General features: G+C 76.3%; 27 protein-coding genes. 13 read left to right on the top strand and 14 right to left on the bottom strand.

Annotated elements, in window-relative coordinates:
* Positions 1 to 6: 6 nt before the first annotated feature.
* Positions 7 to 243, top strand: a complete 237-nt coding sequence (locus tag ACI79C_RS17495) for a DUF3107 domain-containing protein (protein ID WP_456946947.1) — start codon at positions 7 to 9, stop codon at positions 241 to 243.
* Positions 244 to 474: 231 nt separating this feature from the next.
* Here ACI79C_RS17495 and ACI79C_RS17490 read toward each other — a convergent pair whose 3' ends face one another.
* A complete protein-coding gene (locus tag ACI79C_RS17490) occupies positions 475 to 1,125 on the bottom strand; it encodes a ferritin-like fold-containing protein (RefSeq protein ID WP_456946946.1) in 651 nt (216 codons plus the stop codon).
* A gap of 433 nt (positions 1,126 to 1,558) precedes the next feature.
* Between ACI79C_RS17490 and ACI79C_RS17485 the strand changes: the two genes are divergently transcribed.
* The 4 genes from ACI79C_RS17485 (at position 1,559) to ACI79C_RS17470 (ending at position 6,147) form a co-directional block, all read left to right on the top strand.
* The gene (locus ACI79C_RS17485) at positions 1,559 to 3,082 is read left to right on the top strand and encodes a DEAD/DEAH box helicase (RefSeq protein ID WP_456946945.1); all 1,524 of its coding nucleotides are present in this window, start codon (positions 1,559 to 1,561) and stop codon (positions 3,080 to 3,082) included.
* A 126-nt stretch (positions 3,083 to 3,208) separates the two neighbouring features.
* Entirely contained in the window at positions 3,209 to 4,321 is a 1,113-nt protein-coding gene (locus tag ACI79C_RS17480; RefSeq protein WP_456946944.1) for an outer membrane protein assembly factor BamB family protein, read from the top strand.
* Between the two features lie 42 nt (positions 4,322 to 4,363).
* Positions 4,364 to 5,293, top strand: coding sequence for an alpha/beta fold hydrolase (locus ACI79C_RS17475; protein ID WP_456946943.1), 930 nt, complete (start codon positions 4,364 to 4,366; stop codon positions 5,291 to 5,293).
* A complete protein-coding gene (locus tag ACI79C_RS17470; RefSeq protein ID WP_456946942.1) occupies positions 5,290 to 6,147 on the top strand; it encodes an oxygenase MpaB family protein in 858 nt (285 codons plus the stop codon). Before ACI79C_RS17475 ends, ACI79C_RS17470 begins: the two co-directional genes overlap by 4 nt.
* Here the strand turns inward: ACI79C_RS17470 and ACI79C_RS17465 are convergent.
* On the bottom strand, positions 6,137 to 7,090 hold the full coding sequence (locus ACI79C_RS17465) for a LysR family transcriptional regulator ArgP (protein ID WP_456946941.1): 954 nt from the start codon (positions 7,088 to 7,090) through the stop codon (positions 6,137 to 6,139). The two genes, ACI79C_RS17470 and ACI79C_RS17465, sit on opposite strands and share 11 nt — an antisense overlap.
* 77 nt (positions 7,091 to 7,167) lie before the next feature.
* On the opposite strand from ACI79C_RS17465, the gene ACI79C_RS17460 reads away from it, so the two are divergent.
* The gene (locus ACI79C_RS17460; RefSeq protein WP_456946940.1) at positions 7,168 to 7,794 is read left to right on the top strand and encodes a LysE/ArgO family amino acid transporter; all 627 of its coding nucleotides are present in this window, start codon (positions 7,168 to 7,170) and stop codon (positions 7,792 to 7,794) included.
* An 18-nt stretch (positions 7,795 to 7,812) separates the two neighbouring features.
* Here ACI79C_RS17460 and ACI79C_RS17455 read toward each other — a convergent pair whose 3' ends face one another.
* The 5 genes from ACI79C_RS17455 to ACI79C_RS17435 form a co-directional block, all read right to left on the bottom strand.
* On the bottom strand, positions 7,813 to 8,658 hold the full coding sequence (locus tag ACI79C_RS17455; protein ID WP_456946939.1) for a RecB family exonuclease: 846 nt from the start codon (positions 8,656 to 8,658) through the stop codon (positions 7,813 to 7,815).
* Positions 8,659 to 8,698: 40 nt separating this feature from the next.
* Positions 8,699 to 9,556: a PHP domain-containing protein gene (locus tag ACI79C_RS17450; RefSeq protein ID WP_456946938.1), complete on the bottom strand. Its 858-nt coding sequence runs from the start codon at positions 9,554 to 9,556 to the stop codon at positions 8,699 to 8,701.
* The gene (locus ACI79C_RS17445; RefSeq protein WP_456946937.1) at positions 9,556 to 10,290 is read right to left on the bottom strand and encodes a PH domain-containing protein; all 735 of its coding nucleotides are present in this window, start codon (positions 10,288 to 10,290) and stop codon (positions 9,556 to 9,558) included. Before ACI79C_RS17445 ends, ACI79C_RS17450 begins: the two co-directional genes overlap by 1 nt.
* A gap of 7 nt (positions 10,291 to 10,297) precedes the next feature.
* Positions 10,298 to 10,456, bottom strand: a complete 159-nt coding sequence (locus ACI79C_RS17440) for a hypothetical protein (protein WP_456946936.1) — start codon at positions 10,454 to 10,456, stop codon at positions 10,298 to 10,300.
* 133 nt (positions 10,457 to 10,589) lie between these two features.
* A complete protein-coding gene (locus ACI79C_RS17435; protein ID WP_456946935.1) occupies positions 10,590 to 11,213 on the bottom strand; it encodes a DUF6758 family protein in 624 nt (207 codons plus the stop codon).
* A 73-nt stretch (positions 11,214 to 11,286) separates the two neighbouring features.
* On the opposite strand from ACI79C_RS17435, the gene ACI79C_RS17430 reads away from it, so the two are divergent.
* Positions 11,287 to 11,712 (top strand): NUDIX hydrolase, encoded by a 426-nt coding sequence (locus ACI79C_RS17430; RefSeq protein WP_456946934.1) that lies wholly within the window; start codon positions 11,287 to 11,289, stop codon positions 11,710 to 11,712.
* Between the two features lie 11 nt (positions 11,713 to 11,723).
* Here the strand turns inward: ACI79C_RS17430 and ACI79C_RS17425 are convergent, their stop codons facing one another.
* A complete protein-coding gene (locus ACI79C_RS17425; RefSeq protein WP_456946933.1) occupies positions 11,724 to 12,233 on the bottom strand; it encodes a MaoC family dehydratase in 510 nt (169 codons plus the stop codon).
* Between the two features lie 134 nt (positions 12,234 to 12,367).
* Between ACI79C_RS17425 and ACI79C_RS17420 the strand changes: the two genes are divergently transcribed.
* Together ACI79C_RS17420 and ACI79C_RS17415 are read left to right on the top strand one after the other, a co-directional pair.
* Positions 12,368 to 12,856: a hypothetical protein gene (locus tag ACI79C_RS17420; RefSeq protein ID WP_456946932.1), complete on the top strand. Its 489-nt coding sequence runs from the start codon at positions 12,368 to 12,370 to the stop codon at positions 12,854 to 12,856.
* Positions 12,853 to 13,788: an MFS transporter permease gene (locus tag ACI79C_RS17415; RefSeq protein ID WP_456946931.1), complete on the top strand. Its 936-nt coding sequence runs from the start codon at positions 12,853 to 12,855 to the stop codon at positions 13,786 to 13,788. The genes ACI79C_RS17420 and ACI79C_RS17415 overlap by 4 nt, the downstream gene beginning before the upstream one ends.
* Positions 13,789 to 13,810: 22 nt before the next feature.
* Here the strand turns inward: ACI79C_RS17415 and ACI79C_RS17410 are convergent, their stop codons facing one another.
* Entirely contained in the window at positions 13,811 to 14,104 is a 294-nt protein-coding gene (locus ACI79C_RS17410) for a WXG100 family type VII secretion target (protein ID WP_456946930.1), read from the bottom strand.
* A gap of 150 nt (positions 14,105 to 14,254) precedes the next feature.
* On the opposite strand from ACI79C_RS17410, the gene ACI79C_RS17405 reads away from it, so the two are divergent.
* Positions 14,255 to 18,490, top strand: coding sequence for an FtsK/SpoIIIE domain-containing protein (locus tag ACI79C_RS17405; RefSeq protein ID WP_456946929.1), 4,236 nt, complete (start codon positions 14,255 to 14,257; stop codon positions 18,488 to 18,490).
* 20 nt (positions 18,491 to 18,510) lie between these two features.
* Here ACI79C_RS17405 and ACI79C_RS17400 read toward each other — a convergent pair whose 3' ends face one another.
* The 4 genes from ACI79C_RS17400 to ACI79C_RS17385 all read right to left on the bottom strand — a co-directional run bounded on the left by ACI79C_RS17400 (position 18,511) and on the right by ACI79C_RS17385 (position 22,738).
* Entirely contained in the window at positions 18,511 to 19,017 is a 507-nt protein-coding gene (locus ACI79C_RS17400) for a DUF6912 family protein (protein ID WP_456946928.1), read from the bottom strand.
* 78 nt (positions 19,018 to 19,095) lie between these two features.
* A complete protein-coding gene (locus ACI79C_RS17395; RefSeq protein ID WP_456946927.1) occupies positions 19,096 to 20,475 on the bottom strand; it encodes a WS/DGAT/MGAT family O-acyltransferase in 1,380 nt (459 codons plus the stop codon).
* Between the two features lie 128 nt (positions 20,476 to 20,603).
* Positions 20,604 to 21,896, bottom strand: coding sequence for an AAA family ATPase (locus ACI79C_RS17390; protein WP_456946926.1), 1,293 nt, complete (start codon positions 21,894 to 21,896; stop codon positions 20,604 to 20,606).
* A complete protein-coding gene (locus ACI79C_RS17385; RefSeq protein WP_456946925.1) occupies positions 21,896 to 22,738 on the bottom strand; it encodes an SAF domain-containing protein in 843 nt (280 codons plus the stop codon). The genes ACI79C_RS17390 and ACI79C_RS17385 overlap by 1 nt, the downstream gene beginning before the upstream one ends.
* A 294-nt stretch (positions 22,739 to 23,032) precedes the next feature.
* On the opposite strand from ACI79C_RS17385, the gene ACI79C_RS17380 reads away from it, so the two are divergent.
* Positions 23,033 to 23,320 (top strand): helix-turn-helix domain-containing protein, encoded by a 288-nt coding sequence (locus tag ACI79C_RS17380; protein WP_456946924.1) that lies wholly within the window; start codon positions 23,033 to 23,035, stop codon positions 23,318 to 23,320.
* Between the two features lie 6 nt (positions 23,321 to 23,326).
* Here the strand turns inward: ACI79C_RS17380 and ACI79C_RS17375 are convergent, their stop codons facing one another.
* The gene (locus ACI79C_RS17375; protein ID WP_456946923.1) at positions 23,327 to 23,896 is read right to left on the bottom strand and encodes a hypothetical protein; all 570 of its coding nucleotides are present in this window, start codon (positions 23,894 to 23,896) and stop codon (positions 23,327 to 23,329) included.
* A gap of 99 nt (positions 23,897 to 23,995) precedes the next feature.
* Here ACI79C_RS17375 and ACI79C_RS17370 point away from each other — a divergent pair, with 99 nt between their 5' ends.
* The gene (locus ACI79C_RS17370; protein ID WP_456946922.1) at positions 23,996 to 24,817 is read left to right on the top strand and encodes a LysM peptidoglycan-binding domain-containing protein; all 822 of its coding nucleotides are present in this window, start codon (positions 23,996 to 23,998) and stop codon (positions 24,815 to 24,817) included.
* Positions 24,818 to 24,860: 43 nt separating this feature from the next.
* Positions 24,861 to 25,415 (top strand): Rv3235 family protein, encoded by a 555-nt coding sequence (locus ACI79C_RS17365; protein WP_456946921.1) that lies wholly within the window; start codon positions 24,861 to 24,863, stop codon positions 25,413 to 25,415.
* The last annotated feature ends 91 nt before the right edge of the window (positions 25,416 to 25,506 follow it).

Below are 25,506 nucleotides of genomic sequence, written 5' to 3'. Positions count from 1 at the left end.
TCCCCCGTGGAAGTCAAGATCGGTGTCCAACACTCCCCCCGGGAGCTGGTCATCGACAGCCCCAGCACCCCCGACGAGATCGCAGCCGAGGTGGCCAAGGCCATGTCCGGCGCCACCAAGGACGGCCTGCTGACGCTGGTCGACGACCGTGGCCGGCGGATCCTGGTGCCGGTCGACCGGATCGCCTACGTGGAGATCGCCCAGGCCGACCAGCGCCGCGTCGGCTTCATCGCCGGCAGCTGACACCGGGCCCGACGGGGCGTCCCTCACGAACGTGGGGGGCGCCCCGTCGCCGTCTCCCAGGACACCTGGAGCCCGCGCGCAACGGAGGTCGCCCTGCGAGGCGTCCCGCTGAGCGGAGGCCGGAGGCCACCGCGAGGAGGGGCGGGACAGCTGCAGACCGGGGACGACACCTGGCCGCGGTGCGGTCCGGCGGACCGCCACGTCATCGCGGTGTCGGCCGGAGGCCGCCGATCAGGGATTGAGCCCGAGGGTGCGCATCCGCTCGGTGTGCGCGGCGGTGATCCGCTCGATCAGCCGCCCGATCCCGGCCAGGTCGCCGGTGCCCTCCATGATCAGCCGCGCCAGCTGGTCGCGTTCGGCGATGACCGCCTGTGACTGGGTGATCGCCTCCCCCACGAGCCGCCGTCCCCACAGCGCCAGCCGGCCGGCGACGGTCCGGCGGGCGGCGATGGCCGCCCGGACCTCGCGGACGGCGAAGTCCGCGTGCCCGGTGTCGGCGAGCACGTCGAGGATCAGCGCGCGGTCCGGGTCGGGCAGGAACGCGGCGATCTCCCGGTAGAAGTCGGCGGCCAGCCCGTCGCCGACGTAGGCCTTGACCAGGCCCTCCAGCCAGGTCCGCGGACGGGTGCTCTCGTGGAAGGCGTCGAGCGCGGCGACGAACGGCGCCATCGCCGCGGCCGGGTCGGCACCGAGCTCGGTGAGGCGGGCGGTGAGCCGGCCGTGGTGGCCGATCTCCGCGGCGGCCATCTGCGCCAGCGCGGCCCGGCCGGACAGCGTGGGCGCCAGCCGAGCGTCCTCGGCGAGCCGGTCGAAGGCGGTCAGCTCCGCGTAGGCCAGGACCCCCAGCAGGTCGACGACGGCGCGCGGGTCGACCGCGGTCACGGGCGGCTCCTGTGCTCGGTGGAAGGGGGCACGCGTGCCCCGGACGGGTGACCCCCGAGACTCCCGGGCAGCGCGGCGCGGAGAGGCTAACCGCTGCGCACGCTACGATGGGAATCGGCGAGCCGCTCGGTTCGCTTGTGTATCTGTGCGCTGACGACCGCTGGACGACGCCCTCCGGGGCTGTCTCCCGGGCCGATCCGACGCCCGGTCTGCTGGCCGCGTCGGCGCTGGAACTGATCCCGCGACAACCGACCGGGACAGGCGCGACGCGGCCTCCCGCCGCCGCGGCCGGTCCCCCAGCGAACCAGAGGCGAGAGCACTGACCTCCATCGACAACACCCTCCCCACCACGCCCGACACCGAGCGCGCCGAGACCGGCGCACCGGCGCCCGAGGCCCTCGAGCAGGCCGCCGAGGAGCTCGGCGGCGCCCCCGTGGCCGACGACGCGCCGCTGTTCAGCGACTTCGACGTCCACCCCGACGTGGTCGCGGCGCTGGCCGAGGTGGGCATCACCCGCACGTTCGCCATCCAGGAGCTCACGCTCCCGCTGGCGCTGGCCGGCAACGACCTCATCGGCCAGGCGCGCACCGGCACCGGCAAGACGCTCGGCTTCGGCGTCCCACTGCTGCAGCGCGTCGTCCCCGCGGCCGAGGGCGGCGACGGCGTCCCGCAGGCGCTGGTCGTCGTCCCCACCCGTGAGCTGTGCGTGCAGGTCGCGCGCGACCTGGCCACCGCCGGCGCCAAGCGCGGCATCCGCGTGGAGGCCATCTACGGCGGCCGCGCCTACGAGCCGCAGGTCCAGGCGCTGCAGGGCGGCGTCGAGGTCGTGGTGGGCACGCCGGGCCGGCTGCTGGACCTCGCGCAGCAGGGCCACCTGATCCTCGGCAAGGTCCGCGTGCTCGTCCTGGACGAGGCCGACGAGATGCTCGACCTGGGCTTCCTGCCCGACATCGAGCGGATCCTCGGCATGGTCCCGGACAAGCGGCAGACGATGCTGTTCTCCGCGACCATGCCCGGCCCGATCGTGAACCTGGCCCGCCAGTTCATGACCCAGCCGACGCACATCCGGGCGCACGGCAACGACGAGGGCTCGACCGTCCCGCAGACGACGCAGTTCGTCTACCGCGCGCACAACCTCGACAAGCCCGAGCTGCTCGCCCGCGTGCTGCAGGCCCGCGGCCGCGGCCTGGTCATGGTGTTCTGCCGCACGAAGCGGACCGCGCAGAAGGTCGCCGACGAGCTCGTCGAGCGCGGTTTCGCCGCCGCCGCCGTGCACGGCGACCTCGGCCAGGGCGCCCGCGAGCAGGCGCTGCGCGCGTTCCGCAGCGGCAAGGTCGACGTCCTGGTCGCCACCGACGTCGCCGCCCGCGGCATCGACGTCTCCGGCGTCAGCCACGTCGTGAACTACCAGTGCCCCGAGGACGAGAAGACCTACGTGCACCGCATCGGCCGCACCGGCCGGGCCGGTCAGGCCGGCGTCGCCGTCACGCTGGTCGACTGGGACGACATCCCGCGCTGGCAGCTGATCAACAAGGCGCTCGGGCTGGACTTCGAGGAGCCCCGCGAGACCTACTCCACCTCGGCGTGGGTCTACACCGACCTCGACGTGCCCGAGGGTGCGACCGGCCGGCTGCCGCGGGCCCAGCGCACCCGCGAGGGCCTGGACGCCGAGACCCTCGAGGACCTCGGCGAGACCGGCAAGCGCACCCGCTCCGCCGGGCGGGGCCCGGCCCGTGAGGACGCCGACAAGCCGGCCGGTGGCCGGAGCAGCCGCCCGCGCCGGCGCACCCGCGGCGGTGGTGCCGCCGCGATCGCCGCTGCCGCCGAGCCGGGCGCCGGCTCCGATGCGCCCGCGGCCCCGACGGCCGGGTCCGGTGAGGGCGCCGCTGGCCAGCCGCGTCGCCGCCGTCGCCGCCGCGGGGGCGCCAATCGCGGCTCGGCCGAGCCCGCCGCCTGAGAGAGGACCCCCTTGCCCCCCACCGGGGAAGGACCCCGTCCTGCTCACGCCTCGCACGCTCGGGACGAGCCTCGGGACGGGGCCGCGGGGGGACCCGGCAAGGGGGCCGGGCGTCCGCCGCTGCGGGTGTGGGTCTGGACGGCGGCCACGCTGGCCCTCGTCGTCGTAGCCGCCCTGCTCTGGCGGGGCTCGGACGCGGCCGCCACCGAGAGCACCACGGCTGCACCGGCCGGCGTCCCCGACGGGACGCCGGCCGGCGCCCTCTCCCCGGCCTGGACCTCCCCGACGGCCAACAGCGGCGACGTCCCGCGGGCGACGGTGCACGGTGGCCGGGTCCTCGTCGGCGGCGCGCACGGGGTCCGGGCGCTCGACGTGGGCACCGGCGCGGAGGGCTGGCACTACACCCGGGCCAACGCCCGGCTGTGCGACTGGACGGCGGTCGGCAGCGTGGTGGTCGCGGTCTTCCGCACGGAGGACCGCTGCGACGAGGCCGTCGCGCTGGCGGCCGACACCGGCGTGCGCCAGTGGACCCGCAACGTCGACCTCCGGACCGACATGGTGCTGCGGAGCACCGACGGGATCGTGCTGGCCGCCGCGCCGACCGGGGTGGTCACCCTCGACCCGGTCGGGGACAACACCCGCTGGCGCCAGGCGCCCACCCCGGGCTGCCGCCTGCTGGGTGCCGACGTCGGCGAGGCGGGGGTCGTCGTCCTGCAGCGGTGCGCCGAGACGGCGGCGCTGCAGCTGCGGCTGTTCGACGGCTACACCGGCGAGGCCGCCTGGACCCGCGACGTCCCCGACACCGGGGCCACCCTCGTCGGCGTCGACCGGACCGTCGCCGTGGCCGGGAGCGCCGGGGTGCAGCTGTTCGCCGGGAGCGACGGGGTCCCGGTCGGCTCGCCGGTCCCCGGGGCCGGCCCGGTGCTGGTCCGCGGCGCCGGTGAGGTCCTCCTGGTGCTGGCCGGCGGCACCCTCTCCGCGGTCGAGCAGGACACCGGCGCGGTGCGCTGGTCCACCCCGGCGACCGGTCTGCCCAGCGGCCCGGCCGAGGGCGGGCAGCCCGCCGCCGAGGCGGCCGTGCCGGTCCCCGAGGACGGCGCCGTCGTCCTCCGCGACCTCGCGTCCGGCGAGGAGGTGGGGCGTGCCGCGGCGACCGGGGTGCCGACCGGCGGGGTGGCCACGGTCACCGGCCCGGTCGTCGTCGTGCAGCTGGCCGACCGCGTGCTCGCCTACCGCTGACCCCCGACGTCGCCCCTGGCCGCGCGGGGGTATGACTGGGTCATGGTGATGCCCGCCGGCCCCGACGACAGCGCCCCCCTCTCCATCGCCCCGGACGACCTCCGGCAGCTGGCCGACCACGACGCGCACCACCGCACCTTCCGCGGGGGCGCCGGGCCACTGAGCGCGCTGGACACCGGCGGCACCGGCGAGCGCGGCACCGTCCTCATGGTGGCCGGGTACACCGGCAGCAAGGAGGACTTCGCGCCCCTGCTGCGCCCGCTGTGCGCCGAGGGGCACCGGGTGGTCGCCATCGACCAGCGGGGCCAGTTCGAGTCCCCCGGCCCCGACGACCCGGCGCGGTACACCGTCGCGGACCTGGCCGAGGACGTCGTGGCCGTGGCCCGGGCGCTGGCGGCCGAGGCCCGCGCGGGGCTGCACCTCGTCGGGCACAGCTTCGGCGGGCTGGTCAGCCGGGCCGCCGTCCTGGCCGAGCCGTCGCTGTTCGCGTCGCTGACCCTGCTGGGGTCGGGGCCCGCGCGGCTGGTCGGGCCGCGGGCCGACCTGCTCGACCACCTGTCCCCGCTGCTGGACGCGGGCGGCGTCCCGCTGGTCAACGAGACCCTCGAGCAGCTGGCCATGACCGACCCGAGGGCGCAGGCGGTACCGGCGCCCACCCGGGCGTTCCTGACCCGCCGGTTCCTCGCCAACAGCGCCGCCGGGCTGCGCGGGATGGCCGACGCGATGACCACCGAGCCCGACCGGGTGGCCGAGCTCGCGGCCACGGGCGTGCCGGTGCTCGTCGCGCACGGAGCCGCGGACGACGCCTGGTCGCCGGCCGTCCAGGAGGACATGGCACGGAGGCTGGGCGCCCGGCACGCGGTCATCCCCGGGGCCATCCACTCCCCGGCGATCGAGAACCCGGCCGCCACGCTGGCCGTCTTCCTCGAGTTCTGGGCGTCGGTGACCGCGCGCTCGGGAGCGCGGTCGTGACCGGCCCGACGCCCGGCTGGACGCCGGAGGAGGACCTGCTGGGGTTCTTCGGCCCCGGCAGCGTGACCTGGCGAGTGCACGCCGACCCGGTGTTCTCCGTCGGCGGGCTGCGCGCGCTCCTGCTGCAGGCGCTGCACCCGGTCGCGATGGACGGCGTGGCCACCAACTCCCTGTTCCGCGACGACCCGTGGCCCCGGCTGGCCCGCACCGCCGCCTACGTCGACACCCTGACCTTCGGCACCCGGCGGGAGGCGCTGCGGGCGGTGCGGCGTGTCCGCGGCATCCACCGCCGGCTGGGCGGGGACGTCCACGGCCGCGCCTACCGCGTCGACGACCCCGACCTGCTGCTGTGGGTGCACTGCTGCGAGGTCGACTCGCTGCTCGACGTCGCGCGCCGGGCCGGGGTGGTGACCAGGGACGCCGACGCCGACCGCTACGTCGCCGAGCAGGTGACCGCCGCGGTCCTGGTGGGGTGCGCCGAGGACGACGTGCCCCGGACGGTCGCCGGGCTGGCCGGCTACTTCGCCGGCACCCACCCGTCGCTGCGGGTGACCCCCGCGGCCCGGGACGCGGTGCGCATGGTGCTCAACCCGCCGATGCCGGCGTGGGTGCGGTTCCTCACGCCGGCTCGCCCGGCGTGGGGCTCGCTGGCCTCGCTCGCGGTGGCCACCCTGCCCCGGTGGGCGCGCCGGATGTACTCGCTGCCCGGGTTCGGGGTGACCGACGCGGCCGCGACGGCCGCCCTGCGGGCCTTCCGGCTGGGGATGCTGCGGCTGCCGCAGCGGGTCCAGCGCTCCCCCATCGTCTGGGCCGGGTACGAGCGCGTCGCCCAGGCGGTGCCGGTCAGCGCCTGAGGGAGGACCCCGGTGGGTCGGCCCCTGGACCGGCCCCGGGCCTGCGAGGGGTGGGGAGGACGGGGTCCTCCTGCTGGTCCAGCTCGCGCCGCGCGGCGGCGAGCACCGCGGCCGCGACCCGATCGAGGGACGGCGAGCGCAGCTTCCACTGCTGCCAGTGCAGGAGGACGTCGACCGTGCCTCCCGGGTCGAGCTCGACCAGCTCCCCGGCCGGTTCCTGCTGCACGGGCACCATCCCCCACCCGAACCCCAGCCGGACGGCGGTGACGTAGTCCGCCGACGCGGGCACGTGGTGCACCGGGGGCGTGCCCGCGTCGATGCCCCGGGCGCGCAGGTAGCGGTACTGCAGGTCGTCCTTGCGGTCGAAGACGACCACCGGCGCCCGGGACAGCGCCTGCTCACCGACCCCCTCGGGGAACCACCGCTGGGTGAACGCCGCGGTGGCCATGGGGCGGTAGTGCATGCTGCCCAGCCGGGTCACGGTGCACCCCGGCACGGGGTCGGGGTCGGCGGTGACCGCGGCCATCACCCGCCCGTCCCGGAGCAGGACGGCGGTGTGCTCCTGGTCCTCCCGGTGCAGGTCGAAGGCGAGCTCGCCCGAGAGGGGCGCGAGCGCCGGGAGCACCCAGGTGGCCAGCGAGTCGGCGTTGACCGCGATCGGCAGGGGGACCGCCCCGCTCGTCCCGTCGCCGGCCAGCTCCCGGGTCGCGTCGGCGGTGAGCACCGCCACCTGCCGCGCCAGCCGCAGCACCGCCTGCCCGGACTCGATCACCCGCACCGGCTTGCTGCGCACCAGCAGCACCCGGCCGGTGGCCGCCTCCAGCGCCTTGAGCCGTTGGCTGATCGCGCTCGGCGTGACGTGCAGCGCCCGAGCGGCGCCGTCGAGCGTGCCCGCGGTGACGGTCGCCTCCAGCGCCCTCAGCTGGGCCAGGTCGAGGTCCACACCGTCATTAGAGCTCCTTCAGGTCCTGCAGGACATCGCGCTGTGCTGACGGCAGGCCGCGACCTAGCGTCGTCCGCGTGCCCGCAGCCCTGCTCGCCACCGCGTCCGGCCTCGGCCTCGGCCTGTCGCTCATCGTCGCGATCGGCGCGCAGAACGCCTTCGTCCTGCGCCAGGGGCTGCGCGCCGAACACGTGGCCGCCGTCGTCGCCGTCTGCCTGCTCTCCGACGTCGCGCTCATCGTCGCCGGCACCGCGGGCGCCGGTGCGCTGGTCACCCGGGCACCGCGGCTGCTGACCGTCGTCTGCTTCGCCGGGGCGGCCTTCCTGCTCGCCTACGGGCTGATGGCCGCCCGCCGAGTGGCGCGCCCGGCCGCCCTGGTCACCGACGAGGCCGGCCGCCGGACCGGGCTGGCGGTCACCGTGACCACCTGCCTGGCGCTGACCTGGCTGAACCCGCACGTCTACCTGGACACCGTCGTGCTGCTCGGGTCACTGGCCGGCACGTGGGACGACCTGCGGTGGTGGTTCGCCACCGGTGCCGCGGCCGGCAGCGCGGTCTGGTTCACCGGCCTCGGCTTCGGGGCCCGGCTGCTGCGGCCGGTGTTCGCCCGCCCGGCCGCCTGGCGCGTGCTGGACGCGGGCATCGCCGTCGTCATGGTCACGCTCGCGGTCTCCCTGGCCGTGCGCGGCGCCCAGGGCGCCTGACGCTCCCGGGAGTACCCCTCAGCAGCTCTCCTCGGCGAGGAAGCTCCAGGTCTCCCGCGCCGGGGTGGCGGCCTGACCGACCGGGCAGCTGGGCCGGAAGTCGCACCAGCCGCACTGCCGGCCGGGCGCGGCCGGGAAGGCCACGTCCGGGTCCTCACCGGCCTCCACGGCCGCGGTGGCCGCACCGATGTCGGCGGCGACGTCCTCGGCCCGGCGGACGTGGTTGGCCAGCGACCGGTCGGTGTGCTCGAACGCCGCAACGGTGCCGCTGGGCAGGTGGTGCAGCTCCACCCGGCTGCACGGACGGCGCAGCGTGCGGCGCACCCCGAGCACGTAGGCGGCCAGCGCGGGCGACCCCCGGGCGTCGTCGTCGGTGCTGGGCACCCGGCCGGTCTTGTAGTCGACGACGACCAGCTCCTCGCCCCGCTGGTCGATCCGGTCGACGCGGCCGGAGAGGGCCAGCCGCTCGGTGGTGGTGGCGACCTGGCGCTCGAGGCCGACTGGCTCCTCGCCGGGGTCGAGCCCGTTCACGTAGTCGGTGAGCCAGGCCGCCGCCCGTGCCCGCCAGCGGTCGGCCTGCTCGGCGTCGCGGAAGCCGGCCGGTGACCAGACCGAGTACAGCAGCTGCCGGGCCGAGACCGCCGTGCGCTTGCGCACCGGCAGGTCCCACCACGAACGCAGCGCCGCGTGCACCGCGGACCCGACGGAGTTGTGCGCCCACGCCGGGCCCTTCTGCGGCGTCGGCCGGTCGACGTAGGCGTACCGGTAGCGGCGCGGGCAGTCGGCGAACGTCGCCAGCTTGCTCGGCGTGGCCGCGAACAGCCGCCGCGGCATGCCGGGCATCTCCAGCTGCGCCCCCTGCATGCCTCCCACGCTAGCCGGGCGCACGGACGGATCGGCCGGGTCAGTCCCGGTACGGCGCGGCGCCGGTGCCGGCGGCCAGGATCGCCTCGAGCTGGTCGGGCGCCGTGGTGCAGGCGGCGATCGGCGTCGTCTTGTTGGTGCCGTGGTAGTCGCTGGAGCCGGTGACCAGCAGCCCCAGCTCGCCGGCCAGGCCGCGCAGGTGCGCGCGCTCGTCGGGGTCGTGGTCGGGGTGGTCGACCTCGAGGCCCAGCAGCCCCGCCGCCACCATCCTCGCGATGGCCTCGTCGCCCACCACCCGGCCCCGCTTGGTGGCCAGGCCGTGCGCGAAGACCGGCACGCCGCCGGCGGCCCGCACCAGCGTGATGCCGTCGAGCACGTCGGTGTCGGCCTTGGCGACGTAGTAGGGGCTGCGGTGGTGCAGCAGGGTGGCGAAGGCGTCGTCGACCGAGGCGACGACACCGGCCTCGACCAGCGCGCGGGCCACGTGCGGGCGGCCGACCACCCCTCCCCCGGACCGTTCGACGATCTGGCTCCAGGCGACCGGGAAGCCGGCCTCGGCCAGGGCGGTCACGATCCGCTCGCCGCGGCCGAGCCGCTCAGTGCGCAGCCGCGCCCGCTCCGCGGCCAGCCCCGGGTGCTGCGGGTCGAACAGGTAGGCCAGCAGGTGGACGCTGATCGGCGGGGACCCGGCCGGGAACCAGCGGCAGGACAGCTCCATGCCCGGGACGACGGTCAACCCGGCGGGGCGGGCGGCCTCCGCCTCGGCCCATCCGCCGGTCGTGTCGTGGTCGGTGAGCGCGACGACGTCCAGGCCCGCGGCGGACGCGGTGGCGAGGAGCTCGGCGGGGCTCTCGGTGCCGTCGGAGACCGACGTGTGGGTGTGGAGGTCGATCCGCATCACCGGTCAGCCTGCCGCACCCGCCGTCCGGCCACCCGGCGGCGCGGCGGGCGCACCCGCGGGATCGGTTCGGTGTCGCGCCGTCCGTCGTCCGCGGTGCCGCGCGGGCTGCGGGGCGGGGGCGGGGAGGACGGCGGCTCGGGGTCGCCCTCGTCGTCGCCGGAGGACGCCGCGCCGCCACCGCCGAACAGCAGGCCGCTGACCTTGCGGTACAGCTGGTCGGCGTGCGGCAGGTAGGTGATCTCCGCGAGCGCCTGCTGCTGGCCGGCCGACTCGAAGCGGAAGGTGCCGTAGCCCAGCACCTGGCCGAACAGCGTCTCCTTGTACGTGAGGTCGGTGATCCGCCGCAGCGGCAGCAGGGCGACCGTGCGGACGATGATCCCGCTGGTCAGCAGCACCCGTCGGTTGGTGACGATGAAGTGCCGCATCCACCACTCACCGACGCGCAGGCCCAGGTAGACGAGCACGCCGACGAGGACGAGGAATCCGGCGGTCGTGGCGAACCGGTTGTCGCGGTCGCGGAAGGCGGTGCCGATGTTGCCGGAGCCGAACAGCAGCAGCCAGCCGCCGACGACCAGCACGGGCAGCGCCTTGAGGACCGGCACGATCAGCACCGCCCAGTGCCGCCGGGTGGCGACCACCGGCGGCTGCTCGTGCGGCAGCAGGTACTTGTCGGCGTCCTTGCTCCACCGCGGCCGGCGGCCGTTGGCGGGCCGCGGTGCCGGGCCGGTCATCCGGCGGCTAGACCAGCGACCCGACGAAGTCCGCGAGGGAGGACGCCGCGTTGCCGAGGGCGGTGCCGGCGCTCCGCACGATCTCCGCGGAGCTCTCGGGGGCCTGGATGACGTAGAAGACGACGAAGGCGACGACCAGCCAGGTGAGGACCTTCTTGAGGTTCACCGTCACCTCCGCGGGTGCTGTGTGGGGCGCGGGGACGGGGGTGTCCCGGCGGCGAGCACCATGCGTAACACACGCCCCACGACCCCCTCCGGGGACACGCCGCCGGGGTTGCGGGCCGATCCGGTCCGGTCCGTCACGGCCCCGGCAGCAGGTGCTCGCTGGGCGGGCCCAGGGGCAGGTCGGGGTAGAGCCGCTCGCGAAGGTCGAGCAGCTCCAACTGCTCGGCCAGCAGCCAGGCCGCCGACATCGGCCACATGACCAGCCACAACCAGACGCCGAAGGCCTCCCCGACGAAGGCCGCGCGGTCGTCGGAGGTGGGCACGGCCCACAGCGGAGCGTGCTGGCCGGCGGCCTTGACGTCGGCCGAGGAGGGGCCGGAGATGACGTCGCCGGGGTCGGGCCCGGGCAGCCCCGCGTAGCCGCAGCCCACCCCGGTGCCCGGTTCCTCGGCGATGAGCACCAGTTCGGCCGAGCCGCCCAGCGGAGCGGGACCGGCGCAGTCGACGACGATCGCGCGCGCTCCCGGCTCCCCACCCCACGCCAGCCCGGTGACCGTCCAGCCCGGCGGCATCGGGTCGGGCACCCACGCCGGGACCCGGGCGTCGGCCGTCACCGCGGCGATCGCGTCGTGCGCGACCAGCAGCGTGTGGTGCAGCGGCGTCACCGCGCCGTGCACGTGGCACCAGGCCTGGGCCGAGTTCCCCGGGCGGACGACGAGTCGTTCGCCGCAGCGGGGACAGACCGTCGTGGCAGTCATCGGGCATCACCGTCCTGTGACCGGAGGGGTTCGTCAAGCGCTGACAGCGGCGGCCCTGCGTACCGTGCGGGGCGTGTCCCGCTCCCCCGCGTCCGCACCGCGCGTGGTCGCCTGTGTCGGGGCCGTGGTGCACGACGCCCGCGGCCGGTTGCTGCTGATCCGCCGGGGGCACGAGCCCAGCCGGGGGCTGTGGTCGGTGCCCGGCGGGCGGGTCGAGCCCGGGGAGACGCCCGAGGCAGCGGTGGAGCGCGAGGTGCTCGAGGAGACCGGCCTGGCCGTGCGGGCCGCCGCGCCGGTGGGCCGGCTGCAGATCCCGGGCGCGGACGTCGTCTACGACGTCATCGACTACGCCTGCGAACTGGTCGACCCCGACGCCGTCCCCGTGGCCGGGGACGACGCGGACGCGGTCACCTTCGCGGACGCCGCCGACCTGGAGCGGCTGCGCTGCACGCCGCGGCTGGTCGAGACGCTGCGTGGCTGGGGCGTGCTCCCCTCCTGACCGCCGGACGCTCAGTCGCGGGCGGCGGGCTCCGGGCGACCGGGCTGCTCGCCGCCCCGGGCCTCGCCGTAGGAACGCTTGGGCACCATGACCTTGCGCCGGAAGGTGCAGACGACGGTGCCGTCCTGCTTGTAGCCGATCGTCTCGACGTGCACGACGCCCCGGTCGTCCCTGGACCTCGACTCGGCCTTGTCCAGGACACGCGTCTCGCCGTAGATCGTGTCGCCGTGGAAGGTCGGCGCCACGTGTCGCAGCGACTCGACCTCCAGGTTCGCGATGGCCTTGCCCGAGACGTCGGGGACGCTCATGCCGAGCAGCAGCGAGTAGACGTAGTTGCCCACCACGACGTTCCTGCCGAAGTCGGTGGTCTCCGCCGCGTAGTGGCTGTCCAGGTGCAGCGGGTGGTGGTTCATCGTGAGCAGGCAGAACAGGTGGTCGTCGTACTCGGTGACGGTCTTGCCGGGCCAGTGCTTGTAGACGGCCCCGACCTCGAACTCCTCGTAGTACCGACCGAACTGCATGGACCGCGCTCCCGGGTGTCGACGCTGACGGCGGGGCACGGACGACGGGAGGGGCTCCCGCGACCGGGGGGCCAGTTGCCCACCACGCTGCGTCGGTGACCCATCTGGACGGGCGCCGATCCTACGATGCCCCGGTGCCTCCGGCTCCTCCCGTCCACGACCCCGGGGAGGCAGGCGTCCTGACGCTCTCCCCCGCCGGCCGGGGAGCCCGGCTGGCGGCCACCGTCGTCGTCCTGGTGCTCCTGCTGGCCGGCTCGGTGTGGGGCACCGACGCGTCGTTCCCCTTCGGGCCGTTCAAGATGTACTCGACCCGCGCCGACCCCGACCGGCCGGTCGTCTCGACCCGCGTGGTCGGGATGACCGCCGACGGCGAGGAGGTCCGCCTCTCCGGTGGCGAGGTCGGGCTGCGCCGGGCGGAGTTCGAGGGGCAGCTGCCCCGCCTGGTGGAGGAGCCGGAGCTGCTGGCCCTGTTGGCCGACACCTACACCGCCCACCACCCCGACGCCGAGCCGCTCGTGGAGGTCCGGGTCGTGCAGCGCCACTACGCGCTCGAGGGCGGTCGGCAGACCGGCGAGGTCACCGACAGCGTCCTCGTCACCCAGGACGTGGGAGGCACCCCGTGAGCGCCACCCCCTCCGCCGGCGGCGGTCCGGCCGTGGCCGCCGATGCGGCAGCGGTGCGCCGCCACGGCTGGTGGTTCCGGCCGGTGCCACTGGCCCGGATCGCGGTCTTCCGGACCATCGCCTACCTGTTCGTCCCGGTCGACGTCTTCCTCACCACGGCGTGGGTGCGCGCCCACGCCGACGTCCCGACCGAGTACTACCAGCCGCTCACGGTCGGGCAGCTCCTCCCGCTGCCGGTCCCCACCTCCACGGTCGTGCACGTCGTCCAGTGGGCCCTGGTGGTCGCGGCGCTGGCGGCGGCCACCGGCCGGGCACCCCGCCTGCTGGGCACCGCGGTGTTCCTCCTCTACTTCGAGTGGATGGTCATCGCGATGAGCTACGGGAAGGTGGACCACGACCGGATCGCCTACCTCGTCGCCCTCGCCGTGCTGCCGACCATCGGACGGGCCGGCTGGCGCGACCGCCGCTCCTCGGAGGCGGCCGGCTTCGCGATGGCCGCGGTCTTCGTCACTGTCATGCTCACCTACTTCCTGGCCGCCTGGGCGAAGATGCGCTTCGGCGGCTGGGACTGGGCCACCGGCTCGACGCTTGCCCGGGCGATCGTGCGCCGCGGCACGGTCCTGTCGGACTGGACCCTCGAGATCCCCGGCCTGCTGGTGGCCGCGCAGTGGGCGATGCTCGTCCTCGAGTTCCTCGCCCCGCTGATGCTGCTGGTCTGGTCCAACCGCGCACGCGTGGTGCTGGTCGTCTTCCTGCTCGGCTTCCACGTCGCGGTCTTCGCCAGCGTCAAGATCATCTTCCTGCCGCACTGCATCGCGATCCTCTCGATCCTCCCGTGGGAACGGGTGCCCGACGCGGCTCGGCAGCTGCGCGACCGGATGGCCGGGCGGCGGCCGTCCCCGGCGCCCGCGGGCGCCGCTCCCGCGGGCTGAGGACGGCGCGCCGGTCCCGGGGTCACAACAGCGCGCCGATCCGGGCGGCCACCTCCGCCTCGTGCTGCTGGTAGGAGGCGGCGACGCTGTCGATCAGGCCGCCCATGCCGGTCAGGGCGTCGCTGACGCCCTGCGCGCTGAGCCGCCACTGCTCGTAGAGCTCGGCGAAGCGCACGGCGGCCTGGCTGTCGGTCCAGCCGTCGAGGACCGACGCGTTGACGCCGCTCGACAGGGTGGCGTGGCGCGCGGCGCTCTCGGCGGCCTCGGACCGGCACTGCCCGGCCATCGACTGCAGGGTGGCGATGTCGACCTTCACTGTTCCTCCTCGGCCCGGGCCGTTCCCGGTCACGGCGGACGTTAGGGCCGCGGTCGCCTCGACCGGCTCCGGTCGTCCACAGGCCCGGCGCCCGTCCACAGATCCGCCGGCTCGCCGGACGTCCGCGGAGCCGAGGGCGAGGGTCGACGCGTGCACCCCCGCTCCGAGCCCGGCCCGCCGGCCTCCCGTCGCTGGTCCCTGGTCACGGCCGAGAACACCGTGGACGTCGAGGTCACCGCGGCCGACGAGGACCGCCTGGGTGCCGTGCTGCCCGCCCTCGCGGCCGCCTTGCGGCTGCCGGCCGCGCAGCTGTGGGCGGGATCGGCACGGCTGGGGGACGAGGTCCCGCTGACCTCGCCCGCGCTGGCGCACGGCGCGCTGCTCGGGCTCGGTCGCCCCGGCCCGCGATCCCACGACACCGATCGGTCCAGCGCCCTGGAGCTGCACGTGGTGGGCGGTCCCGACGCGGGCACGACCCTGCCGCTGGCGCGTGGCCGGCACGTCGTCGGTCGCGGCGGCGGGGCCAGGATCGAACTGGCGGACCCCGACGTCTCCCGGCGGCACGTCCTCGTGGAGGTCGGCGCCGGCGACCTGGCGGTCACCGACCTGGGGTCCACCAACGGCAGCCGGCTCGGCGACGAGGCGCTGGGCGACACGCCGCGGTCCTGGTCGACCGGCACGGTGCTGCGCATCGGCGCCACCACGCTGGCCACCGCCACCCCTGGGAGCGCTCCCGCCGCCGTGCAGCCGGCTCCCGGCGGACGGCTCCGGCTGCGTCCGCAGCCCCGCCTGGACCCGCCCCGGCGACCGGTCGAGGTCCGCCTCCCCGCTCCGCCCGTGGGCTCGCCACGGCGGCCGCTGGCCTGGGTGGCCGTCCTCCTCCCGGTCGTGGCCGGGCTCGCCCTCGCCTGGGCCCTCTCCACCCCACACTTCCTGCTGTTCACGCTGCTCGGTCCCGTCGCCGCGGTCGGCACCTGGCTCTCCGACCGGTGGACGGGGCGGCGCAGCGGGCGGCGGGCGGCGGCCGCGCACGCCGCTGACCTGCGGGATGCGGAGGAGCGGGTCGCCGAGGCGGTGCGTACGGACGTGCTCGGGGCCTGGGCGGCGTCCCCGGACCTCGCCTCCCTGGCCACCGCCGCCCGCCGGCGCACCACCGGGCTCTGGCAACGGTCCGGCGGCGACGCCGATGCGCTCGTCGTCCGCGTCGGTACGGGACGGGGCGAGACCGTCGTGACCCGGGTGCTCGATGACGGCACCCGGGAGCCGGTCACCGCGGACCACCTCCCCGTCGTCGTGGCACTGCCGGCGAGTGGCGGGCTGGGCGTCACCGGGCCGAGGTCCCGCACCTTCGGCGTGCTCGCCGGCATCGTCGCGCAGGTGGCGACGCTGCACTCCCCCGGCGACGTGGGTCTGGCGCTGCTCACCTCCGGGGAACGCCTTCCCGCCTGGGCGTGGATGCGCTGGCTCCCGCACCTCGCAGACGAGGACGTGCACGTCGGCACACCGGCGCCCGGAGACGACGACGCACCGTTCCGGTGGTTGGCCGCTGTGGTGGCGCGGGGACGGCGGGTGTCCCGCGCCCCGGCGGAGACGCACGCCTCCACCGATGTGACCGGGTCCCGGTGGACGGTGGTCGTGGTCGACCGCCCGGTCGGTCCCCGGCTCGCGGCGGCACTCCGGGAGGCACGAGCGGCCGGGGTCGTCGTCCTGGCCGCCGGACCGTCGCGGCAGCGGCTGCCCGTCGCGGTCGACGCCGTCCTCGAGCTCACCGGGGAGACGGGCACGAGCGCGGTCCTGCACCGGGCCGGGAGCGCCGGCAGGGCCGAGGTGACCGTCGACCACCTGCCCCGGCGGGTCGCCACCACCCTCGCCCGCGACCTCGCCGGCCTCGTCCCCGTGGCTCGGGACGCCGCACTCCCCCGCCGGGTGTCCCTGCTCGACCTGCCACGCCCGGGCCTGCAGGTGGAGCCGGACGGGCTCCTCGACGGCGAGTGGTCCCGGGATCGGGACCGGCTGGTCGCCACGCTGGGGCGCACTGCGGCCGGCGTGGCCGCGGTGGACCTGTGCCGGTCCGGCCCGCACGCCCTCGTGGCCGGGACGACGGGTGCGGGGAAGTCCGAGCTGCTGCAGACCCTGATCGCGAGCCTGGCACTGGCCCATCCACCGGACCGCTGCTCGTTCCTGCTCATCGACTACAAGGGCGGTGCGGCGTTCGCCGACGCGGCGTCGCTGCCACACACGGTGGGTCTGCTCACCGACCTCGACGGGGCGTCGACCGCCCGGGCCCTGCGGTCGCTGAGCGCCGAGCTGACCCGCCGTGAAGCCCTCCTGGCCGCGCACGGCGCGGTGGACCTCCCTGCCCTGCCGGACTCCGTCGCGCTGCCGCGCCTGGTCATAGTCGTCGACGAGTTCGCCGGGCTCACCGAGGAACTGCCCTCCTTCGTGTCCGGGCTCGTCGGCATCGCGCAGCGCGGGCGCTCGCTCGGCGTCCACCTGGTGCTGGCGACCCAGCGGCCCGCCGGTGTCGTGTCCCCGGAGATCCGCGCCAACTGCTCGCTGCGCATCTGCCTGCGGACGACCGACGAGTCCGACTCCCGGGACGTGCTGGGCAGCTCCGCCGCGGCCGGCCTGCCGGCCGACGTCCCGGGGCGGGGCCTGCTGCGCACGGGGGGCGGGTCTGCGGTGCTGTTCCAGGCCGCGCGCGTCTGCGGACCGGCCGGGGGCACACGGCGCCACGCGCCCCTGGTACGGACATCGCGGTGGCCGTCCTCGGATGCCGCACCGGACGAGGGGCCACCCGACGGCCCCTCGGGGCTGGCCCGGCTCGCCACGGTGCTCTCCCGGCACGCGCAGCAGGCGGGGATCCCGCGTCCGCACCGCCCGTGGTGTCCCACGCTGCCCGACGTCGTCCGCGCCGAGGACCTGCCGTCGTCCTCCTCCGGGAGGACGGAGGAGGCGACCGGCCGGTCCAGCCTGCGGATCGGCCTGGTCGACCGCCCGGACCGCCAGCTTCAGGATCCACTCGAGCTGGACCTGCGCCGCGGCGGTGGCTGGTTGGCGATGGGCGGACCCCGCAGCGGCCGGACGACGTTCCTCCGCACGGTGCTCGCCGAGGCGATCGCCGCGCATCCTCCCGACGAGCTGCACGTCCACGTCCTCGACCACGGCGGCGGGGCCCTGGCGGCCACCGCCACAGGCCTGCCGCACACGGGGACGGCGGTCGGCGGCGAGGACCCGCTGCGCACCGTCCGCCTCCTCGACCGGCTCGGTCAGGAGGTGACCGCCCGGCGCGCGCGGACCTCACCGGCGGCGCCGCACCTGCTGCTGCTCGTCGACGGCGCCGAGGCACTCAGCGCACAACTGGACGAGGCGGACCCCGGACACGGCGCCACCGCCCTGCTGCGGCTGGTCCGCGACGGCGCAGCGGTCGGGCTGACCTGCCTGCTCACCGCCGACCGCGCCGTCCCGGGCGGCCGGCTGGCGAGCGCGGTCGGCACCCGGCTGGTCCTGCCCCTGCCCGACCGCGCTGACTACGCCGTCGCCGGGATCCCCGCCCGCGCCGTCCCCGCGCACCGACCGCCCGGTCGGGCGCTGCTGGGCGAGGACGGTGTCGAGTGCCAGCTCGCACTGCCCCGTCCCCTACCCACAGCGACGGCGCGGCGGGACACGCCGGGCGCCCCCCGCCCGCTGACCGTTCCGGAGCTACCGGCCGACCCGGTGCTGCCGCCGCAGGCAGGACGAGGTCTGCTGCTGCCGCTGGGGCCCGGCGGGGACGAGGGTGCCGTGCTGGAGGTCGACCTGGCCGCCGCCGCAGGGCTGCTCGTCGCAGGCCCACCCGGCAGCGGCCGCAGCAGCGCGCTGGACGCGTTCGCCCGACGCCTCACGACTGCCGGGGTCCCGGTGCTCCGAGTGGTCCGCGGCGGGGCGACGCTCCCGCAGGACGAGGAAGCCGTGGGCACCTCGGTCGTCGCCTCGGACGTCGCCGGGTGGAGGTCCTGGCTCGCCTCGCTGGACGGGGCGCCGGGCGCGGTGGTGGTCGACGACCACGGCACCGTCGCCGAGTCCCCGGTCCTGACCGCGATCGGGTCCGACCCCGGAGTCGACGCGGTCGTGTTCCTCGCCGGCGGGACGGCGGCCGAGCTGGCCGCGGTGTACCGGGGGCCGGTCCCGGTGCTGCGCCGCCGCCGCAGCGGCCTGTTGCTCTGCCCCGTCCCGGGAGACGGCGACCTGCTGGGGATCCGGCTCCCTAGGGCCCCGGTCCCGCAGCGACCGGGGTCGGGGTGGCTGGTCACGGCAGGCGCGGCGCAGCGGGTGCAGGTGGCCCGGTGCCGCGCGCCGTCCCGGACGGCGCAGCCGGGCCGCGCGGCGGTCGGAGCGGCTCCGTGACCCGGGTCCCGCGAGCCCCGTCAGAGCAGTTCGAGGACGGCACCGATCTCCTGGCTCGCGTACCAGGCCAGCTCGTGCCCCTCCGCCTGGTCCACGACGAACTGCGCGTCCTCGCTGCCGAGGTCGGCCTCGAGGACGACGTTGACCGCCGCACGCACGTCGTCCTCGGCGTCGGCCCCGTCGATGTGCGCGCTCGCGACGTCGCGGAGGGCGATGTCGCCGGTCACCCGGACCGCTCCGCGGTCGGCGTCGGGGTCCTCGACCTCGGACACCGCCTCGTCGGGCACGTCGGCGGCGACCACGACACGACGCCGGGCCGCGGTGGGGTCGATGTCGATCAGCCGCAGGCTCGCCCGGGCGGCGCCGAGGAGGGCGGCGTACTCCAGCTCCTCGACGTCGGCCTCGGCATCGCTGACCGCGTAGAACTCGCGCAGCCGCGGGGTGACCGCGAACGCGGTGTGCGGACCGGCCAGGCGGCCGTCGTCGACGAGGGTCGCGAGGACGGTCGTCGTCGCAGGCAGATACACGCGCACCGGGCTGGCTCCTCCTCGCTGGTGGACAGCGCGACGGTATCCCGGCCCGGCGGAGGGCCCTCCGCCCGAGGGTCAGCCCGCGGTCTCGACCAGCACGCCGATCTCCTGCTCGAGGAGGTCGGCGAGCACGTCGACGTCGCCGACGCTGTCACGGTCGGCGTTCAGGCAGAAGAACAGGTGGCCGTCGTAGCTGGTGATGCCCACCGACAGGCCCTGACCGGGGGCGAGCGGGATGACGGGGAAGACCTCCAGCATCCGGCCGCCGGCCGCGTAGAGCGGTACCTGCGGACCGGGCACATTGGTGATCACCAGGTTGGACATCCGCCGGGTGAGGCCGCGGGCGGCGCGGGCGCCCAGGGCGTGCAGGGTCGGCGGGGCGAAGCCGGTGAGGGCGACCAGCGTCCCCGCGCCCACCGAGCGGGCGTGCTGGCTGACCCCGCGCATGGCGTAGCTGATCCGCGCGAGCCGCACCCGCGGGTTGGGCTCGCCGACGGGGAGGTCGACCAGATAGCTGGACACCCGGCTGCCCGGTGCCTCCTCCCCCTCGCCCTGCACCGAGACGGGGACCAGCGCGCGCACCGAGGTGGAGCCCACGACCGCCTGACCGCGCGAGAGCAACCAGTCCCGCAGCGCTCCGGCGACGACCGCCAGCAACACGTCGTTGACGGTGCCACCGTGGGCCTTGCGGACCTGCTTCACGTCGTCGAGCGCCGCCCGCGCCACCGCGACCCGGCGCTGACGGCCGCTGCCGGCGTTCAGCGGGCTGTGCGGCGCGGGGAAGATGGCGGATCGCGCCGTGCGCGCCACGCTGCGAGCCGCACCGGTCAGGCGCACGCCGGTGGCCCGTACGTCGCCGACCGCCTGCCGGGCGGTGTCGACCACCGCCGTCGGCCGCTGCACGTACTCCGCGACGGCATCGCGGACCAGGTGCGCGCCACTGGGCAACCGCCGCGGCCGCCACGGCTCGGGCTCGGGCAGCGGAGCGTCCGGGGAGTCGTCCAGCAGCACCTGACCGATGTCCACCGCGCCGAGCCCGTCGACCAGCGCCGGGTGGGTCTTGGTGATGACCGCGACCCGGGCGTCGGCCAGCCCCTCCACGAGGTAGACCTCCCACAGGGGGCGGGCACGGTCCAGCGGCCGCGCGGTCACGCGGGACACCAGGTCGAGCAGCTGCGCCTCGGTTCCCGGGCGCGGCACCGCCGAGCGGCGCACGTGGTACTCGACGTCGAAGTCGGGATCGTCGGCCCAGACGGGGTTGGCCAGGTGCCCCGGGACCTCCAGGACCCGCTGCCGGTACCGCGGCACCAGCGGGAGGCGCGCCTCGACGAGGGAGGCGATGGCCTCCACCCCGCCGTCCGGCGGCTCGAGCACGAGCACCCCGGCGACGTGCATGGGGCTGTCGGGTCTCTCCAGGTAGAGGAACGACGCGTCCAGGGTGGTCAGGCGCTCCACGATCGGTCTCCTCCTGGTCGGGAGCTCACGCTACGACGCGCTGCTGGGCACCGGCCACCGGCGGGGCAGGCCCACCGTCCCGGCGCCGCACCGCCCGGACCGCCGCTCACGGCTGGGCCACTGACACGTCAGCCCGCTCGCCGGCGGAGCCGGGACCGCCGCGCGTCCAGCGGCTGTCGCACACCGGTGACCGCCGCGGCGAGGGCACGCAGCTCACCACGCAGGGGCGACCCGGGAGCGACCTCGGCCAGCGTCCGACCGGTCGCCAGCGCCGCGTCGGTGGCCCTCCGGTCGGCCGGCAGGAAGTACGCCACCTCCTGCCCGGCGAAGCGCTCGAGGGAGTCGGCGATCTCCTGGCGCGGATCCCCCGGCACCGGTCCCCGCCGGACCTGGTTGACCACGATCACCGGGTCGACGTCGGGCAGGACGTCGTGGAGCTCGCTGAGCGCCCGGATGCTGCGCTGGAGGGCGACGGGGTCGGCCCCGCTGACGCAGAGCACGGTGTCCGCGGCCTCGAGCACGGTCAGTGTCAGACCGTTGCGGCGGGGCGCCGCGGTGTCGAAGGAGAGCTCCTCGTCCTCCTCCAGGCTGAACGCACAGTCGACGACGGTGAGGTCGGCCGTCCGGCGGGCCTCCTCGAGCACCGTGGCGACGCCGTGGGGCCGCAGTTCCGGCCAGCGGTCGGCGCGGGCCAGGCCGGTGAGGACGCGGAGCCGCGGGCGCACCGCCCAGGCCAGGCGTGCGAGGGCGGCCTCGTCGAGGGTGCCCGCGACCGCGTGGCGCGCCGCGCCGGCGAGGCCGGGCGACTCGTCGAGCAGTCCCAGCACCTGGGCCACCACGCCGCCGTACACGTCGGCGTCGACCAGCAGCGTCTGCACGTCCAGCCGCGACGCCTCGTCGGCGAGGCCCACGGCGACGGTGGTCCGGCCCGGCGCGCCGGTGGGACCCCACACCGCGACGACGCGCCCTCGGCCGGCCGTCCGGTCCGCAGGCTGGTCGGGTGCGGCCGTCGCGGGCAGCGCGGCACGGGGATCGGCGATGTCCCGGCCGGCCGGGAGGCCGCCCGCCACCGCCTCGCGGAGGGCCCGGGCGATGCCGTCCGGCTCGGTGTCCGCAGGGAGCACGTGGGCGACGCCGAGCGCCCGCAGCCGGTCGACCGCCCGGTCATCGCCGGGCTCGACCAGTCCCACCACGGCGACCCCGGCCGCGGCCAGCCGGGCCACCGTGTCGGCGTCCAGTCGGCGCAGGTCCGCCGAGAGCAGGGCCGCCTGGCCCGTGCCGGTGGCCGCTGCGGCCAGCAGCTCGGAGACGTCGACGCAGCGACGGACGACGGTGACGCCGTGGTCGGTGCGGTCCAGGGCGCCGACCAGCGACGACTCCCAGCCGGCACCGGTGACGGCGGTGAAGACCTGCAGGGCCATCAGCGCGTCGGCTCCGGGGCGCCGCCGGAACGGGACGCGGACGCGGCCTCGCTGCGCTGCGGGGTGCTGCTGGTCGCCGCACCGCTCCGCGACGGCGCGGCCGACGACGACCGGGACGGCGAGGCCGACGACGACCGGGACGGCGACGCCGAGGACGACCGGGACCCCGAGGCCGCGGTGGGGTCGGTCTCGTCCCGGGCGCTGGTCGGCGCGGACCCCTGGCCGGTCGACGCCGAGCCCGGCTGGCCCGCCGCTGCGGCCGCCGCGCCCCCGGCCTCCAGCGACTCGTGGACGACGACCACCAGCGGGCGCCCACCGATCGCCTCGAGCACCTCCGGCGCCTCCTGCGGGGGGACCGACACCACGACCTGCACCGTGGTGGTCGCCGTCGACAGCACGCCCTCGCTGCGGCCGGACACCGCCTGCACCGGAGCCGCTGCGACGACCTGGGACACCCCGGCGCCGTCGGCGCGTGCGCCGGTGACCGGGTCGCTCACCGCGTAGACGTCGACCACCTGACCGCGCACCAGGCCCGGCGGCACGTAGCCCGCCTGCACGGGTAGCGCGAGCTGCACCAGCTCGGCCGGTTCCTCCAGGGCCGAACGCGGCAGCAGCTCGCCGCTGCGGACGGCCCGGGCGAGGGTTCGCCCCTCCGGGTGGGTGGTGGTGGCCAGGTAGGCGCCGGCCGCGTCATCGAGCCGGACGTCGACCGGGACGAGGTCTGACTCGGCGAGCACCGTGCCCGCCGCGAGGTCACCCGCGGCGGACCAGACCGGCACCGTGGCGTCCGCGGCGGACACGACGCGGGCGCCGAGCAGGACCGACCCGAGCACGAGCAGCACGCCCAGCACCAACCGCAGGTCCAGCCACCGCGGCGGGCGGACCCGTCGCGGTACCGGCCCCGGGACGGGATCGGCTGCCGATGGCGCGGGAGGTGTGGTACGCGCAGCGGTCACGGCCAGCGGTTCCTCCGATCTGCGACGACCCGTGGACGAGCCCGGTGGACCACGGTCGGACGCAGATGATGCGATATGGACGCTGATCCGTGCAGTCGCCGTCCACACGTTCGGGTGTGGACGGCGCGCATGCCACCCGGACGGGGCTGCCAGACTGTGCGCGACCGGACGGAGACCTCGATGCCCACACCGCGCTTCCTGACCCTCGACGACGTCGCCGAGATCCTCAACGTCTCGTGGTCGCAGGCCTATGCGCTGGTCCGGCGCAAGGAGCTCATCGCCATCCAGATCGGCGGTCGCGGTCAGTGGCGGGTCGAGGTCGACGAGCTCGAGCGCTTCATCCAGCAGAAGTACGCCGAGGCCCGGGCGGGCACCGTCCCGGCGGCACCGGCGCCCGAGGAGCACGCCGAGCCGGCCCAGGACGCCGAGGACAGCGCACCCGCCACCGGAGGTCGCCGCCGGCGCTGAGCCGGCTCAGTCCAGACCCGGGGCGAGGGTCCGCACCACCGCGACCGCCGGCAGCGCAACGGTCCGCACCCCGCGCACCGCCGCAGCACGCCGTGGCTCGTCGGCTGCGTGCTCGGCCAGTTCCACGAAGTCCACACCCACGGCGTCCACCGTCCCGACGTGGGTGAACCCGTCGTCGAGGACCACCTGGACGACGCTGCGGTCGCGAGCCAGGCCGCGCAGCGCCCGGCGCAGGTCGAGCCGCGCGCGCACCGCTCCCCCGGAATCGAGCGGCGCCGTCGTCCGCACCAGGCCGGTCACCGTGCGCACCACGGAGAGCGCGACGAGGACGTCACGGCGCCGGTCGTCCACCAGCAGCAGCCAGTCGCTGCCGACGTCGGCGAGCACACCGCTCACGTCTCCCGCTCCCCGGCACCGGAGGACCACCTGCAGCCGGCGTGCCCCGGCCAGCCGGTCGGCCAGTCGGATCGCCCCCGTCTCCGCGCGCCGGCGCGAGCCGTCCTCGGCGCGTTCGGCAGCCGCCTCGGCCTCGTCGAACTCCGCCTGCAGATCCGCGAACAGCTGCTGCCAGCGCATCCGGCACCTCCTGCAGACAGCCTAGTCCATGCCAGATCTTGCGTTTGGATGCATTTGCATGGTTTCGTCATGCCTCGCCGAACGAGTCGAGGAGGAGACATGTCGATCCGGCGCCTGCTGGGCACGGCCGCGGTGATGGCGGCGACAGCCGCAGCCCTGCACGCACTGACCCCGGACCTCTCCTGGCTGATCGGGACCGGCCTGGACCTGCAGCAGGTCGTGGACGCGCGCGGCCCGGAGTCCCTGCTGCTGGGCGGGGTCGCGGCGCTGGCGTGGGGCATCTGGGCGTGGGGTGTGCTGGGCCTGCTGCTGACGGCGCTCTCCGCCCTGCCCGGGATGGCCGGCGCCGCGGCCCGGGTCCTGGCGCGGGGACTGCTGCCGGCCAGCGCGCGCCGGGCCGCCGCCCTCGCACTGGGCGTGGGGTTGGTGACCGGTGGTCCGCTCCTCGCCGGCTGCACCGCCGGACCGGCCCAGCCGGGTGCCACGGTGGTCACCCTCACCGCCGCCACGGAGGACGCGGTGCCGGAGCGCCCGGCCGACGACCGAGCACCGGTGACGACGTCCGCAGGACCGGTGGCCGACTGGCCGGACGCCGCACCCGCGCCGGTCCCGTCCACGCCCGCCCCGTCCACGCCCGTTCCGTCCACGCCGGTCCCCTCCACGCCCGCCCCGTCCGCGCCGGCCTCTCCCGACCCCGCCCCCGACTGGCCCCTGCCGGCACCGGGTGACCACGTCGTCCTCCGCGGCGAGTGCCTGTGGGACATCGCCGCGGGCCACCTGCGGAGCGACTCCGGGCGGGAGCCGACCGCCGCGGAGATCGTCCCCGCGGTGCACGCCTGGTGGCAGGCCAACGCCGCCGTGATCGGCCCCGACCCCGACCTGTTGCTGCCCGGCCAGGTCCTGCACCCACCCGCGCGATGACCGACCCGACCCACGTCCCACCCGCGAACACCGGAGCACCGTGATGACCGCCCCCTCCCCCGCCGACGCCCAGCGGCAGACCCTCAGCGCCGCGACCCTGCGACTGGTCGTCGTGCCGACCCCGCAGCCACCGCTGGACGAGGGGCCGGCGGCCCGGTTGGTCCTCCCCGGCGTGCCCGTGCCTCGCCCGGCGCACCGGCCCGGTCCCCGACCGCGCCCCGAGGCCACGCCCGACGGCTACCCGGCGGGGTTCGGGCCGACCTGGTCCAGGCGCGCCGACCTCCCCGACCCACGCCTCGCCGGGCGACGACTGCTCACCCTGACCCTGGAGGCGCTGGCCGGACGACGACCGCTCACCCAGGTTCAGCCACTGACCTCGGCCGGTGTCTTCGCCGCGCTGAGCAGTGGCCGCCGCCCCCGCTGGTGCTCCGGCGGCACCGCACCCCTGCTGCTCGGGCAGGTGTACGTCTGCGAGCCCGTGGACGGGGTCGCGGAGATCAGCGCGGTGGCGCGCCGCTCCGGCCGGGCGCACGCGGTCGCCGCCCGGCTGGAGGGCATCGACGGGCGCTGGCGGTGCACCGCCCTGCAGATCGGCTGAGACGGCCCCGGCCACCTCACCGCTCGCGTGTCCCGCGGTGCCCCGCTGGTGGGCCGCCCGGACGACGAGGCCCCCGCCGGCGAACCGGCGG

This window comes from Geodermatophilus sp. SYSU D00697 (assembly GCF_054050175.1).
This window is presented reverse-complemented; position numbering and strand designations above follow the sequence as displayed.

Bases quoted from the DNA above. Each gene is read 5' to 3' on its own strand.
- ACI79C_RS17475 (WP_456946943.1), top strand. From the start codon at position 4,364: ATGGTGATGCCCGCCGGCCCCGACGACAGCGCCCCCCTCTCCATCGCC.
- ACI79C_RS17455 (WP_456946939.1), bottom strand. From the start codon at position 8,658: ATGCAGGGGGCGCAGCTGGAGATGCCCGGCATGCCGCGGCGGCTGTTC.
- ACI79C_RS17450 (WP_456946938.1), bottom strand. From the start codon at position 9,556: ATGCGGATCGACCTCCACACCCACACGTCGGTCTCCGACGGCACCGAG.
- ACI79C_RS17445 (WP_456946937.1), bottom strand. From the start codon at position 10,290: ATGACCGGCCCGGCACCGCGGCCCGCCAACGGCCGCCGGCCGCGGTGG.
- ACI79C_RS17435 (WP_456946935.1), bottom strand. From the start codon at position 11,213: ATGACTGCCACGACGGTCTGTCCCCGCTGCGGCGAACGACTCGTCGTC.
- ACI79C_RS17425 (WP_456946933.1), bottom strand. From the start codon at position 12,233: ATGCAGTTCGGTCGGTACTACGAGGAGTTCGAGGTCGGGGCCGTCTAC.
- ACI79C_RS17390 (WP_456946926.1), bottom strand. From the start codon at position 21,896: ATGGCCCTGCAGGTCTTCACCGCCGTCACCGGTGCCGGCTGGGAGTCG.
- ACI79C_RS17380 (WP_456946924.1), top strand. From the start codon at position 23,033: ATGCCCACACCGCGCTTCCTGACCCTCGACGACGTCGCCGAGATCCTC.
- ACI79C_RS17375 (WP_456946923.1), bottom strand. From the start codon at position 23,896: ATGCGCTGGCAGCAGCTGTTCGCGGATCTGCAGGCGGAGTTCGACGAG.
- ACI79C_RS17370 (WP_456946922.1), top strand. From the start codon at position 23,996: ATGTCGATCCGGCGCCTGCTGGGCACGGCCGCGGTGATGGCGGCGACA.
- ACI79C_RS17365 (WP_456946921.1), top strand. From the start codon at position 24,861: ATGACCGCCCCCTCCCCCGCCGACGCCCAGCGGCAGACCCTCAGCGCC.